The following is a 14,084-nucleotide window of genomic DNA, read 5'->3' on the forward strand; positions in this document are numbered from 1 at the left end:
TCCTGTCTGTATGACTGGTCCGTCGCAGTCCCCAGACCCGCTGAACGGCCCGCAGCCGGCCGGCTTTACGCCGCCTGCGGGGTTTCCGCCGCCACCCCCCGGCTACCCGCAGTATCCGTCGCCGTACGGGGATCCGAGCGCGCCGTTCGGTCGTCATCCGATCACCGGCGAGCCGTTCTCGGACAAGTCCAAGGTGATCGCCGGTCTGCTGCAGTTGGTCGGGCTGTTCGGCTTCGTAGGGATGGGGCGTATCTACCTCGGTCAGACCGGCCTGGGTATCGCTCAGTTGATCGTGGGCTTGGCCACCTGCACCGTCGGCGCCATCATCTGGGGGATCGTCGATGCCGTCCTGATCCTCACCGACAAGGTCCGCGACCCGTATGGACGTCCGCTGCGCGATGGAACCTAGCGGGCCTACCAGCACGAAGGCTTGGCGGTATTCGCTGCTGGCCGGGGGAGTACTCGGGGCCGGGGCCCTCGCCTACATCGGTGTCGCCGATCCGCACCGGCCGGGGTTCTTGTTCCCGGGCTGCCCGTTCAAGGCTCTGACCGGGTGGAACTGCCCGGCCTGCGGCGGCCTGCGGATGACTCACGACCTGCTGCACGGTGACGTGGGCGCAGCTGTCGTCGACAACGTATTCGCCCTGGTCGGCCTTCCCGCGCTGGTTGTGTGGCTGCTGGTGCGGTGGCGGCTGGGCAAGACGCTGTTCCCGCTGCCGGCGGTGGTGACGATCGTGGCGGCACTGGTGGTCTGGACGGTGATGCGGAACCTGCCGGGCTTCCCGCTGGTCCCGACCGTGACCGCTCAGTAGTGGCCCACCTGCGCTGATACACTGAAAATTCGGGCCGGTGCAGTCCCGGGACCAGGATGTTCCGGACTCGCGGAGGTGCGATCAAGTGCTGTTCTCGGCATTGCCAGATGCGCAGGGGCTGTATGACCCTGCCAATGAGGCCGATTCCTGCGGCGTCGCCATGATCACCGATATTCGCGGCCGCCGTTCACACGGCATCGTCACTGACGGTCTGACCGCGCTCGAACACCTCGAACATCGCGGCGCTGCCGGGGCCGAACCCAACAGTGGTGACGGTGCCGGCATCCTGCTGCAACTGCCGGTCGAACTGCTGCGTGAGGTGGTCGACTTCGCCCTTCCCGGGCCGGCCGACGACGGCAGCAACGCCTTCGCCGCCGGCATCTGTTTCCTGCCGCAGGATGAGGACGCGCGCAGTGCCGCTCGCGCCCGCATCGAGGCGTTGGCCGCCGAGGAAGGCCTTGAGGTGCTGGGCTGGCGCGCGGTGCCGGTGGATCCGGACGGGGCCGGGATCGGCTCGACTGCGCTGGGGTGTATGCCTCACATGGCGCAGCTGTTCGTCGCGACACCGGGGGTCGAGGGCGTCCGGGTGGGCGGAATCGAGCTCGACCGCAAGGTCTACCCGCTGCGCAAGCGGGCCGAGCAGGGCACCGGTGCTGACGCGGTGTACTTCGCGTCGCTGTCCAGCCGGACCATCGTGTACAAGGGCATGCTGACGACAATGCAGCTGCCGCAGTACTTTCCGGATCTGCGCGACGAGCGCTGCAAGAGTGCGATCGCGATCGTGCACAGCCGCTTCTCCACGAATACCTTCCCGTCCTGGCCGCTGGCACATCCGTTTCGGTTCGTCGCCCACAACGGCGAGATCAACACCGTGCGCGGCAACCGCAACCGCATGCACGCGCGTGAGGCGCTTCTCGCCAGCGCCCGGATTCCCGGTGACCTGGGCCGGTTGTCCCCGATCTGCACGCCGGGCGCTTCGGACTCGGCGTCCTTCGACGAGGTGCTCGAGCTTTTGCATCTGGGCGGGCGCAGTCTGCCGCACGCAGTGCTGATGATGATCCCGGAGGCGTGGGAGAACGCCACCACCATGGATGCCGCGGAGCGTGCGTTCTGGAAGTTCCACGCCTCTCTCATGGAGCCGTGGGACGGGCCGGCCTGCGTCACCTTCACCGACGGCACCATGGTCGGAGCGGTGTTGGACCGCAACGGTTTACGGCCGGGCCGCTGGTGGCGCACGGTCGATGACCGGGTCATCTTGGCCAGTGAAAGTGGTGTGCTCGACGTGCCGTCGGGCCAGATCGTGGCCAAGGGCCGCCTGCAGCCCGGCAAGATGTTCCTGGTCGACACGGCCGCCGGACGTATCGTTCCCGATGACGAGATCAAGGAGCAGTTGGCCGCGGCCGAACCGTACGGTGAGTGGCTGCATGCCGGTCTGCTGGATCTCAACACATTGCCCGCGCGGCCCCGGTTCCAGCCGAATCACGAGTCGGTGGTCCGGCGGCAGATCGCCTTCGGGTACACCGAAGAGGAATTGCGCATCCTGCTGACGCCCATGGCGGCGTCGGGCGGTGAGCCGCTCGGTTCGATGGGGACCGATACTCCCGTCGCGGTGCTGTCGAAGCGCTCACGGCTGCTGTATGACTACTTCGTCGAGCTGTTCGCCCAGGTGACCAACCCTCCGCTGGACGCCATTCGCGAGGAGGTGGTCACCTCGATGGCCCGGGTGATGGGGCCCGAGGAGAACCTGCTGGAGCCCTCGGCCGCCTCGTGCCGCCAGATCGTGCTGCGTCGGCCGGTTCTCGACAACGATGAGCTGGGCAAGATCGTCCGTATCAACGACGATGGCGAGCATCCGGGTCTGCGCACTACGGTGCTGCGCTCCCTCTATGACGTCGAACGCGGTGGCGAAGGACTTGCCGAGGCGCTCGATGACCTCCAGATGAGGGCCACCGAGGCGATTGCCAAAGGTGCTCGCACACTCGTGATCTCAGATCGGGATTCCGATCACACCAGAGCTCCGATTCCGTCGCTGCTGGCCGTATCGGCGGTGCACCACCACTTGGTACGCACCAAAGAACGGACCAAGGTGGCGCTCGTCGTGGAAAGTGGCGATGCCCGCGAGGTCCATCACATCGCGATGCTCATCGGGTTCGGTGCGGCCGCGGTCAACCCCTATCTCGCATTCGAGTCGATCGAGGATCTCATCCGCGAAGGTGAGCTGACCGGCATCGAAACCGCAGAGGCGGTGCGCAATTACGTCAAGGCCCTGGGCAAGGGCGTGGTCAAGGTGATGAGCAAGATGGGCATCTCGACGGTCGCGTCCTACACCGCTGCGCAGGTGTTCGAGGCGATCGGGCTGAGTCGCGACGTCGTCGACGAGTACTTCACGGGTACCACCAGCCAGCTCGGCGGCGTCGGGCTGGATGTGCTGGCCGAGGAGGTCAAGCTCCGGCACCGGCGCGCCTATCCCGAGAACCCCACCGAGCGGGTGCACCGTCGTCTCGAGGTCGGCGGTGAGTACGCGTTCCGCCGGGAGGGCGAGCTGCACCTGTTCACCCCGGAAGTGGTCTTCCTGCTGCAGCATTCGACCCGCACCGGGCGCCGCGACATCTTCGCCAGGTATTCCGAGGAGGTCGACCGGCTGTCCCGGGAAGGGGGGACGCTGCGTGGCCTCTTCGAGTTCAAGAAGGGGTTGCGGCCCCCGGTCCCGTTGGAAGAGGTCGAGCCGGTCGACTCGATCGTGACCAGGTTCAACACCGGGGCGATGAGCTACGGCTCCATCTCGGCGGAGGCCCACGAGACCATGGCGATCGCCATGAACAATCTGGGTGGGCGGTCCAACAGCGGCGAAGGCGGAGAGGATGTCGACCGGCTCTACGATCCGCGCCGGCGCAGCGCCGTCAAACAGGTTGCCTCCGGCCGCTTCGGCGTCACCAGCGACTATCTGGTGAACGCCACCGACATCCAGATCAAGATGGCCCAGGGCGCCAAACCCGGTGAGGGCGGCCAGCTTCCGGGTTACAAGGTGTACCCCAGCATTGCCAAGACGCGACATGCCACGCCGGGTGTGGGACTGATCTCGCCACCTCCGCACCATGACATCTATTCGATCGAGGATCTCGCCCAACTCATCCACGATCTGAAGAACGCCAACGACGACGCCCGGATCCACGTGAAGCTGGTCAGCAGCGTCGGGGTCGGTACGGTCGCGGCCGGGGTATCCAAGGCGCACGCCGATGTGGTGTTGATCTCCGGGTACGACGGCGGCACCGGTGCAGCACCGTTGACCTCGCTCAAGCACGCGGGGGCGCCGTGGGAGATCGGCTTGGCCGACACCCAGCAGACGTTGGTGCTCAACGGTTTGCGCGACCGCATCACTGTGCAGTGCGACGGCGGTATGCGTAGCGCCCGCGATGTGATCGTGGCTGCGCTGCTCGGCGCCGAGGAGTTCGGTTTCGCCACGGCACCGCTGGTGGTGGCGGGCTGCATCATGATGCGGGTGTGTCACCTGGATACCTGCCCGGTCGGTGTTGCCACGCAGAACCCCGAGTTGCGTGCACGGTTCAACGGTAAGCCCGAGTTCGTGGAGAACTTCTTCACGTTCATCGCCGAGGACATCCGTCGCTACCTCGCCGAACTGGGGTTCCGCAGCATCGACGAGGCCGTGGGGCACGCCGAGGTGCTCGACACAGATCCCGGTGTGGCGCACTGGAAGAGTCGCGGGCTGGACCTCAGCCCGATCTTCGCGTTGCCGACCGACGCCGATGGCGGCGTGCTCACTCAGCGGCGGCGGGTGCGCGAGCAGGACCACGGACTCGACCAGGCCCTCGACCGGACCCTGATCCAACTCGCCGAGGGGGCGTTGGAAGATGCCCTCCCGGTTCGTCTGGAGCTTCCCGTCCGCAACGTGAACCGCACGGTGGGCACCCTGCTGGGGGCGGAGGTCACCCGCCGCTACGGCGCGGCCGGCCTGCCCGACAACACCATTCACGTCACCCTGACCGGGTCGGCCGGGCAGTCCGTCGGCGCCTTCCTGCCGCCCGGCATCACCCTGGACCTCATCGGCGATGCCAACGACTATGTGGGCAAGGGACTTTCCGGTGGCCGGGTGATCGTTCGGCCGCCCGACGACGTGCTGTTCCTGCCTGAGGACAACGTCATCGCGGGCAACACCCTGCTCTACGGCGCCACCTCGGGTGAGGTGTTTTTGCGAGGCCGGGCCGGTGAGCGGTTCTGCGCCCGCAATTCCGGGGCGCTGGCGGTCGTCGAGGGAGTGGGCGACCACGCGTGCGAGTACATGACGGGTGGCCGGGTGGTGATCCTGGGCAAGACCGGCCGCAACATGGCCGCCGGCATGTCGGGCGGCATCGCGTTCGTGCTCGGCCTGGACCCGGCCAGGGTCAACACCGAGATGGTCGAGTTGCAGCGACTCGAAGCCGAGGACCTGACCTGGCTGCATGATGTGGTGTCCCGCCATGCCCGTCACACCGGAAGCACGCTGGCCAGCTCGATACTGGACGACTGGCCAAGGCGCAGTGCCCAATTCACCAAAATAATGCCCACCGACTACGAGCGTGTGCTGCAGGCGACCCGGATGGCGAAGGCCGAGGGTCGCGATGTGGACAGTGCGATCATGGAGGCCAGCCGTGGCTGATCCGACCGGATTTCTTCGGGTACCCAAGATCGAGGCCGCCAAGCGGCCCGTCGAGGAACGGGTGGGGGACTGGCGCGAGGTGTACGAGCGCGAGGATCCCAACGAACGCGCGGGCGAGGTGTCGCAACAGGCGCGTCGCTGCATGGATTGCGGGATCCCGTTCTGTCACTCGGGTAAGGCAGGCTGCCCGCTGGGCAACCTGATCCCGGAATGGAACGACCTGGTGCGGCGCGGCCGTTGGGATGCGGCCAGTGATCGTCTGCACGCCACCAACAACTTCCCGGAGTTCACCGGGCGGCTGTGCCCGGCGCCATGCGAGGCGGCCTGCGTGCTGTCGATCTCCGAGGAGCAGACCGGCGGCAGCGTGACGATCAAACGGATCGAGCAGACGATCGCCGACCATGCCTGGATGAACGGCACCGTCGAACCCCAGCCGGCCGCGATCTCGACCGGCAAGAGCGTCGCGGTCGTCGGCTCCGGTCCGGCGGGTTTGGCTGCCGCACAACAACTCACCCGCGCCGGTCATGAGGTGACGGTCTACGAACGCGACGACCGGGTGGGTGGGCTGCTGCGCTACGGCATCCCCGAGTACAAGCTCGAGAAGTCGGTGCTCAATCAGCGCCTGGCTCAGATGCGCGCCGAGGGCACCCGATTCGTCACCGAATGCGAGGTCGGTGTCGACCTGACCATCGAGCAGTTGCATCAGCGCCATCAGGCGGTGGTGCTGGCGGTCGGTGCGCTGCGCGGCCGCGACAACGACGTGCCCGGTCGTGAACTCGATGGCGTTCATCTGGCGATGGAGCATCTGGTGCCGGCGAATCGGGAATGTGAGGGTGACTCATCTACACCGATCTCGGCGGCGGGCAAGCACGTGGTGATCATCGGTGGTGGTGACACCGGCGCCGACTGCTTGGGTACCGCGCACCGTCAGGGGGCCGCCTCGGTGACTCAGCTCGACTACAACGTCGAGCCGCCCGAGACCCGTGACGACGAGCTCTCGCCGTGGCCGACATGGCCATTGGTGCTGCGGACCTCGCCGGCGCATGCCGAAGGCGGCGCACGCCGCTTCGAGGTGGCCGTGCAGAGATTCATCGGGGACGACACCGGTCATGTCCGGGCCATCGAGATCGCCGAGGTTCGGGTCACCCGGGATGCCGAGGGCCGGCGTGAGATCACGCCGGTGGGCGATTCGTTGCAGATTCCGTGCGATCTGGCGCTGCTGGCGATCGGGTTCGAGGGTGTCGAACACATGGCCTTGCTCGACGGGTTGAACCTGAAACTGACCCGGCGCGGCACCGTGTCCTGTGGTTCGGACTGGCAGACCGACGCCCCCGGGGTGTTCGTCTGCGGCGACGCGCACCGGGGTGCCTCGCTGGTGGTGTGGGCGATCGCCGAGGGCCGCAGCGCGGCGCATGCGGTGGACGCCTACCTGATGGGCGAGTCGGATCTGCCGTCGCCGGTGCGGCCCGGCACACTGCCTCTGGCCGTCATCTGAATCGATTAACGACTATGCTGACGTGACGTGAGCAGACGCGGAAAGATCGTTTGTACGCTTGGCCCGGCTACCAGCACGGATGAGTCCGTACGGGCCCTGGTCGAGGCGGGTATGGATGTCGCCCGGCTGAATTTCAGCCACGGCGACTACACCGACCATGAGGCTGCCTACAAGCGGGTACGGGCGGCATCGGATGCCACCGGCCACGCGGTGGGTGTGCTCGCTGACCTGCAGGGGCCCAAGATCCGTCTGGGCCGCTTTGCCGAGGGACCGACCTACTGGGCGACCGGCGAATCGGTGCGGATCACCATCGATGACTGTGAGGGGACCCACGACCGGGTGTCGACCACCTACAAGCGGTTGGCCGAGGATGCCCGACCCGGGGATCGGGTACTCGTCGACGACGGCAACGTCGGTCTGACGGTCGAGGAGATCTCCGGCAACGACGTGGTGTGCACGGTCACCGAGGGCGGTCCGGTCAGCAACAACAAGGGCATGTCGCTGCCCGGCATGAACGTGACGGCGCCGGCGCTGTCCGAAAAGGACATCGAAGATCTCGAGTTCGCGCTGCGGCTCGGCGTGGATCTGGTCGCGCTGTCGTTCGTCCGGTCACCCGCCGACGTCGAATTGGTCCATGAGGTGATGGACCGCGTCGGTCGACGGGTCCCGGTGATCGCCAAGCTGGAGAAGCCTGAGGCGGTTGAGAACCTCGAGGCCATCGTGCTGGCGTTCGACGCCATCATGGTGGCGCGCGGTGACCTCGGCGTTGAACTGCCGCTGGAAGAAGTGCCGCTCGTGCAGAAGCGTGCCATCCAGATGGCAAGGGAGAACGCCAAACCCGTCATCGTCGCCACCCAGATGCTGGAGTCGATGATCGAGAGTTCCCGGCCCACCCGGGCCGAGGCCTCAGACGTCGCCAACGCCGTGCTCGACGGTGCCGACGCCGTGATGCTCTCCGGCGAGACCTCGGTCGGCAAGTATCCGCTGGAGGCCGTCAAGACGATGGCCCGCATCATCAAGGCGGTCGAGGACAACTCGGTGAAGGTGCCGCCGCTGACCCACACTCCGCGCACCAAGCGCGGTGTGATCTCGTATGCGGCCCGCGACATCGGCGAGCGGCTGGACGCCAAGGCCCTGGTCGCCTTCACCCAGTCCGGGGACACGGTGCGCCGCCTGGCCCGGCTACACACCCCGCTGCCGGTGCTCGCGTTCACAGCCCTGCCCGAGGTGCGCAGCCAGCTGGCGCTGACCTGGGGCACCGAGACGTTCATCGTGCCGCAGATGTCGAACACCGACGACATGATCCGCCAGGTCGACAAATCGCTGCTTGATCTCGGCCGCTACAAGCGCGGTGAGCTGGTGGTCATCGTCGCGGGCGCTCCGCCCGGCACAGTAGGCTCCACGAATCTGATCCATGTGCACCGCATCGGGGAGGACGACGTCTAGCGAGCGGTCGTCTGCCAAAGAGCGCCTGCAAAGATCTCGAAAGGCATTCCTTGACACACCCGGATTTCGAGGAGCTGCTGGCTGTTCTCGATCTCAACCGCGTCGGCGACGATCTGTTCATCGGTTCGCATCCGAGTAAGAACCCGGTGCGTACTTTCGGTGGGCAGATGGTCGCGCAGGCGTTCGTCGCCGGCGGCCGCACATTGGAGCACAAGCTGGCGCCGAGTGCGTTGAATGCGCATTTCATCGCCGGTGGCGATCCGGAGAAGGACCTGGAGTTCCACGTCGTGCGACTGCGCGACGAGCGCCGGTTCGCCAACCGCCGGGTGGATGTCATGCAGGACGGCAACCTGCTGACCACCGTGATGCTGTCCTATATGAACGCCGGCCGCGGGCTGGAGCACAGCGTGCCCGCGCCCGAGGTTCCGCATCCGGACACGTTGCCCAAGATCGATGAACTGCTACGTGGTTACGAGAAGACGGTGCCGTTGTTCGTGGAGGCGTTGCGCCCGATCGAATGGCGGTACACCAACGATCCGTCCTGGGTGATGCGGGACAAGGGCGGCAAGCTCGACCACAACCGGGTGTGGCTCAAAACCGAGGGCGTGATGCCCGACGATCCGGTGCTGCACGGTGCGGCCCTGGTGTACTCCTCGGATACCACCGTGCTCGATTCGATCATCACCACGCACGGGTTGTCCTGGGGTTTCGACCGGATCTTCGCGGTGACGATGAACCATTCGGTGTGGTTTCACCGGCCGATCAAGTTCGACGAGTGGGTGCTGTACTCCACCACTTCGCCGGTGGCGGCCGAATCCCGGGGGTTGGGCACGGGACACTTTTTCGACGCGTCGGGTCAGTTGTTGGCGACGGTGGTGCAAGAAGGCATCGTCAAGTATTTCCCCGGTGCGGCCAAGCCGTGAGCCCGCTCAGCGGGTAGGGGTTGGCGTCACGCCGAACGAATCCTCGACCCGGCGCTCGAACTCCTTCTCGCACCGCTGCTGGGCCGCGGTGTCGTCGCCGGCCTGTTGCAGGCAGTGCATGTAGTCGGGGCCGCCGACGTCATTGAACCACCGTGCGCCGAAGTGCACCCAGATCGCGACGAACACCAGGGACAACACGCAGGCGATGGCGCCGAGCGTGATTCCGGCGACGGCGACGCCGCCGTTGGTGGCCTCGCCGCGTCGGTAGCGCCCGTGGGCGAGGAATCCGAGGATCAGTGCGGTGGCGCCGAATATCAGCCCGCCGATCACCGACCAGGTCAACAGGAGGGCGAAGATCGCGATCACGAGTGCTGCGATGCCCAGACCGTTGGCGGGGGAACGCGGCACGACGGGTTGCATCGGGTACCCGCCGTACGGTGGCGGGGCCGGTGGATAGGCCCCGGGGTATGTCCCCGGAGCCGGTCCGTAGGGGTACGCCGGTGGCGGGGGAGGTCCGGTCGGCTGCGGCTCGTCAGACCCGGGCGGGTTGGGTCGCTCGTCGGTCATGCCTGTGAGGCTACCCGCCGATGGCGGTGCCGGGTTGTGGGCAACGGATGACGGGGCAGTCGAGTGCGTCCGGCAGATGGTGGGTGGCCACGACGACGGCCCGCTCGGCGGCGAACCAATCACCGGGAGTGAGGATTTCGGTGAGGATTCGCCTGCCGTCGGCGGCGTCGAGGTTCTCGGTGGGCTCATCGAGCAGGACGACCGAGAAATCTGACAGCAGCACCCTGGCCAGCAGCAGCCGGCGTCGCTGCCCGGCCGACACCGCTGTGTGGCCGCCTTCGAGTACGGTCGACAAACCCTCGGGCAGGCCGGACAGCCAACCGGTGAGGCCGACACGCTCGATCGCGGAGATCAGTTCAGCATCGGTGGCGTCCCCGCGGACCACCAGTAGATTGTCCCGCACCGTGGTCTCGAAGATATGCGCGTCCTCGGCGAAAAATGCTGCACGCCTAGATTCTCCGTTGAGCTTGTCGGCCATCGCCATCAGCAGCGTGGTCTTGCCCGAACCGCTGGGGCCGACTACGGCGAGCCGGCCCGCGGCGGGCAGATTGACCGGGGGAGCCGCGGGCCGCCGGCGGGCCGCAGGGTCGCTCTCGGTGAGTTCGCGGAGACGCCGAGCGGCGATGCGGGCCTTGGTGAGCCCGACGGCAGCGTCGGGAAGGGCCGTGGTGGCCTCGAAGGCCGACAACGGCAACAACATCAGGATGGCCAGGGTGGTCGGCGCGGTCGTGGGAGGCAGTGCGATGCCTGCGACGACGGCACCCAGGACGCTGGCGCCGATGGCGATGCTGGGCATGGCGGCGGCGAACGCCGCAGGGGCCGCAGCGCGGTCGGCGGCTTGTCCCCAGTCACGATGGCTGCGTTCCGCAGTGGCGATCACCTCGTCGAGACGGCCGCTGACCCGCAACTCCGGGGCGTACTCCAGTGCCAGCATCGTCGCGGAGTCGCGGTCACTACGGTGTCGGACCGCAACGGATTCCGCGGCAGCCACGGCACGCGCCGTCAGCGCCGGGGCCACCGCTCCGGCGATCAGCAGGCACAATCCCAATACCGCTGCGGCGCTTGGTGAGATGAGTGCGATGACGCCGACAGATACGCAGCCGAGCACCGCGGCGACCACGATCGGCAGCACCGAGCGCACCACCACGTCGGCCAGTTCATCGACGGAGCTGCCGACCCGGGCCACCAATTCGCCACTGGGCAGGCGCGTCGCGTCGTCGTCCGGTCCTGTGGCGAGCTTGCGGTACAGGCCGGTACGGGCATTGGCCGCCGCCCGCAGCGCCGTGTCGTGGGAGGCCAGCCGCTGGCAGTAGCCGAGGACCCCGCGCGAGATGCCCAGCGCACGTACCGCAACCACGGCCACCGACAGGTCCAGGATCGGGGGCATCTGCCAGGCGCGGGTGATCAACCATGCCGAGACACCCGCCAGCGCCAGCGCGCTGCCCAGTGACAACACACCGAGAACGCTGGCCAGAATCAGCCGGCTCAACCGGGGCCGTAGCAGCTCCAGTGTCAGCTGCAGCAGTGGATCACGGCGAAACATGTACGGCACCAATCGTGATCACCTGATCGCCAATGGCCAGTACCGGATCGCGGTGCCCGACCACCACCACTGTGGCGCCCGCCCGGGCTCGCGCGACGACGGCCTGGAGCACCCGCTGCTCCAACGCGGCGTCCAGGTGAGCGGTGGGTTCGTCGAGCAGCAGCACCCGCGCGGACGATCCGAGGGCACGGGTGAGCCCCAGCCGTTGTCGTTGGCCCAGGGACAAGCCGACGCCGGTACGACCGATCCGGGTGTCCAGACCGTCGGGAAGATCATCGAGAACGTCGTCGAATCCGGTGTCGCGGCAGGCTCGGTCCAGGTCGTCCAGTGGTCCCAGCAACTCCAGGTTCTCGCGGACGGTGCCGGGGATGAGAACCGGGCGGTGCGGAAGCCAGGCGATGGTGTGCCACCACGCAGTCAGATCCAGGTCGTCGACATCTATCCCGTCGATCCGCACCGGTCCTGATGGCAGTGTGGTCAATCCGAGAATGGCTTGCAGTGCAGTGGATTTACCGGCGCCGTTGGGTCCCGTCAGCACGGTGACCCGGCCTGGTTCGACAGCTGGGGACAGACCGTCCAACTCGATTGTCGGTGCGGAATTCGGTACCCGGACGCCACCCGTGGCCGGCGCCTGATTCTCACATAACCGAAAAGCCTGTTCTGCAGCCGTTTTCCCGTCTTGCGCGGCATGAAAGGCCGCGCCTACCCGGCGCAGCGGCCAGAACACCTCGGGGGCGAGCAACAGGACCGTCAACCCGGCGGTCAGGGTCATCTCTCCGTAGACCAGCCGCAGGCCGACACTGACCGCCACCAGCGCCACGCCCAGGGTGGCCAGAAGCTCCAGCACCAACGAGGACAGGAATGCGATCCGTAGCGTTGCCATCGCCGAGCGGCGATGCGCGGCAGCCAGTTCGGTGATCCGCTGCACCGATCCGGCGGCTCGACCGACCGCTCGCAGTGTCGGGATGCCCGCCACCAGATCGAGCAGACGGGCCTGCAGTGTGGTCATCGCGGCCAGCGATGCCGCCGACCGCTCGGCGGTGAGCAGACCGATCAGCACCATGAACACCGGGATCAGGGGGAGCGCGATCACCACGATCGCTGCGGCCTGCAGGTCGTAGCAGGCGATCACCACCACCGCCACCGGGGTCAGGACCGCGGCCTGCACCACCGCGGGCAGATAACCGGTGAAGTAGGGGCGCAGCCCGTCCAGGCCCCGGGTTACCACTGCCGCGGCGGCATCGCGGTCCGTCGCCAATCGCCTTGGCGGCAAGGAGGTCACCGAGCGCAGCACCTGGCTGGACAACTCTCCGATGATCGCAGTGGCGCCGCGCTGTGAGAGTCGGCCTTGGAGCCAGTGTGCGGCCGCGCGCAGAACCCAGAGCGCAGCCAGCGTGACGAGGGCTGCACCGTGGTGGGTCGCCGAGGCCGGTTCGGTGATGATGCCGGCGACGACGTGTGCCAGCACGACGGCTGCGGCTATGGTGCTGGCGCTGATGGTTACGCCGCAGGCCACTGTCGCCAGGAGGTGGCGCCGCAGTGCCGCCGTTGACCCGGTGGCGCCGCGGACGCCGAGTGCGCGCCAGAGGTTCAGGCCGACCGCCGCGACAATCCGACCGGAGCCGGTATCCGATCGGCCGAAATCCGCTGCCTGAACACCCAATAGGTCCAGGCCTGGTAGATCACGACGAGCGGTGCGAACACCAGGCCCGCCCACGTCATGATCTTGAGTGTGTAGGGCGAGGACGATGCGTTGTGGATCGTCAGGCTCCAGTCCGGGTTCAACGACGAGGGCACCAGGTTCGGGAACAACGAACCGAACAGCAGAAGTACCACTGCCGCAACCACAATGGTGGTGCAGACGAAGGCCCAGCCCTCGCCGCTGCCGCGGTAGACCAGGCCGACCGCCGCCAACTGTGCGACCACGGCGGCGGCGAGCAGGAACCAGGTCCAGCCCTTGCCGTGGGCCAGTTGGGTCCAGATGCCGAATCCGGCAACCAGGACGGTGGCCGGAATGGCCAGCCGCGTGGCGAACTGGAAGGCGTCGGTGCGGATCTGGCCGCTGGTCTTCAAGGCCATGAACACCGCGCCGTGGAACGCGAACAGGGCACCGGTCGCCAGCCCGCCGAGCAACGTGTAGACGTTGATGATGTCACCGAACGACAGGTGCATCTGGTGGTCGGCATCGACCGGGAGGCCGCGCACGATGCCGGCGAAGGCGACACCCCACAGGATCGCCGGCCCCCAGGAACCGATCGCGATGGCGAGATCAGCCCACCGCCGCCACCCGGGATCATCGATCTTGCCGCGCCATTCGATCGCCACGACGCGCACGATCATGGCGAACAAGATGGCCAGCAGCGGTATGTACAGCCCGGAGAAGATCGTGGCGTACATCTCGGGGAAGGCGGCGAACATCGCCCCGCCCGCGGTGATCAACCAGACTTCGTTGCCATCCCACACCGGGCCGATGGTGTTGAGCGCGGCTCGACGATACGGCTCGGGGTCTTCGCCCCGGCCCGCGGCGGTCCGCCCGAAGAATGACATCAGCATGCCGACGCCGAAGTCGAATCCCTCGAGGATGAAGAATCCCAGGAACAAGACGGTCAGCAGGATGAACCAGAGTTCTTGTAATCCCATCGAT

10 protein-coding genes are annotated in these 14,084 nt (G+C 67.1%); 6 read left to right on the plus strand and 4 right to left on the minus strand.

Going from position 1 to position 14,084, the window contains the following annotated elements:
* Positions 1–10 precede the first annotated feature (10 nt).
* The 6 genes from EYZ64_RS15555 to EYZ64_RS15580 all read left to right on the plus strand — a co-directional run bounded on the left by EYZ64_RS15555 (position 11) and on the right by EYZ64_RS15580 (position 9,330).
* Positions 11–409 (plus strand): TM2 domain-containing protein, encoded by a 399-nt coding sequence (locus EYZ64_RS15555; RefSeq protein ID WP_135454511.1) that lies wholly within the window; start codon positions 11–13, stop codon positions 407–409.
* Positions 399–812 carry a DUF2752 domain-containing protein gene (locus EYZ64_RS15560; RefSeq protein WP_135460033.1) on the plus strand — a complete coding sequence of 138 codons (414 nt, stop codon included), beginning with the start codon at positions 399–401 and terminating at the stop codon, positions 810–812. Before EYZ64_RS15555 ends, EYZ64_RS15560 begins: the two co-directional genes overlap by 11 nt.
* Before the next feature lie 85 nt (positions 813–897).
* Positions 898–5,466, plus strand: a complete 4,569-nt coding sequence (gene gltB / locus EYZ64_RS15565; protein WP_135454513.1) for a glutamate synthase large subunit — start codon at positions 898–900, stop codon at positions 5,464–5,466.
* Positions 5,459–6,961, plus strand: a complete 1,503-nt coding sequence (locus tag EYZ64_RS15570) for a glutamate synthase subunit beta (RefSeq protein ID WP_135454515.1) — start codon at positions 5,459–5,461, stop codon at positions 6,959–6,961. The genes gltB and EYZ64_RS15570 overlap by 8 nt, the downstream gene beginning before the upstream one ends.
* A gap of 27 nt (positions 6,962–6,988) precedes the next feature.
* Positions 6,989–8,407, plus strand: a complete 1,419-nt coding sequence (pyk, locus tag EYZ64_RS15575) for a pyruvate kinase (RefSeq protein WP_135454518.1) — start codon at positions 6,989–6,991, stop codon at positions 8,405–8,407.
* Positions 8,408–8,457: 50 nt separating this feature from the next.
* Positions 8,458–9,330 (plus strand): acyl-CoA thioesterase II, encoded by an 873-nt coding sequence (locus tag EYZ64_RS15580; protein ID WP_135454520.1) that lies wholly within the window; start codon positions 8,458–8,460, stop codon positions 9,328–9,330.
* A 6-nt stretch (positions 9,331–9,336) separates the two neighbouring features.
* On the opposite strand, the gene EYZ64_RS15585 is transcribed toward EYZ64_RS15580, so the two are convergent.
* The 4 genes from EYZ64_RS15585 to cydB are packed head-to-tail and all read right to left on the minus strand — an operon-like array spanning position 9,337 to position 14,080.
* Positions 9,337–9,897: a DUF4190 domain-containing protein gene (locus tag EYZ64_RS15585; RefSeq protein ID WP_135454522.1), complete on the minus strand. Its 561-nt coding sequence runs from the start codon at positions 9,895–9,897 to the stop codon at positions 9,337–9,339.
* Positions 9,898–9,907: 10 nt separating this feature from the next.
* Positions 9,908–11,440, minus strand: a complete 1,533-nt coding sequence (locus tag EYZ64_RS15590) for an ATP-binding cassette domain-containing protein (protein WP_135454524.1) — start codon at positions 11,438–11,440, stop codon at positions 9,908–9,910.
* Positions 11,427–13,034, minus strand: coding sequence for a thiol reductant ABC exporter subunit CydD (cydD, locus tag EYZ64_RS15595; RefSeq protein WP_502703015.1), 1,608 nt, complete (start codon positions 13,032–13,034; stop codon positions 11,427–11,429). Before cydD ends, EYZ64_RS15590 begins: the two co-directional genes overlap by 14 nt.
* Entirely contained in the window at positions 13,031–14,080 is a 1,050-nt protein-coding gene (gene cydB, locus EYZ64_RS15600; protein WP_135454526.1) for a cytochrome d ubiquinol oxidase subunit II, read from the minus strand. The genes cydD and cydB overlap by 4 nt, the downstream gene beginning before the upstream one ends.
* Positions 14,081–14,084 lie beyond the last annotated feature (4 nt).

The sequence above is a fragment of the Mycobacterium sp. DL99 genome (assembly GCF_004762045.1).
Classification (GTDB): Bacteria; Actinomycetota; Actinomycetes; order Mycobacteriales; family Mycobacteriaceae; genus Mycobacterium.

Excerpts from the sequence above, each read along its gene's own strand:
- EYZ64_RS15555 (WP_135454511.1), top strand. The coding sequence starts at position 11 with ATGACTGGTCCGTCGCAGTCCCCAGACCCGCTGAACGGCCCGCAGCCG.
- EYZ64_RS15560 (WP_135460033.1), top strand. The coding sequence starts at position 399 with ATGGAACCTAGCGGGCCTACCAGCACGAAGGCTTGGCGGTATTCGCTG.
- cydB (WP_135454526.1), bottom strand. The coding sequence starts at position 14,080 with ATGGGATTACAAGAACTCTGGTTCATCCTGCTGACCGTCTTGTTCCTG.
- EYZ64_RS15585 (WP_135454522.1), bottom strand. The coding sequence starts at position 9,897 with ATGACCGACGAGCGACCCAACCCGCCCGGGTCTGACGAGCCGCAGCCG.
- EYZ64_RS15590 (WP_135454524.1), bottom strand. The coding sequence starts at position 11,440 with ATGTTTCGCCGTGATCCACTGCTGCAGCTGACACTGGAGCTGCTACGG.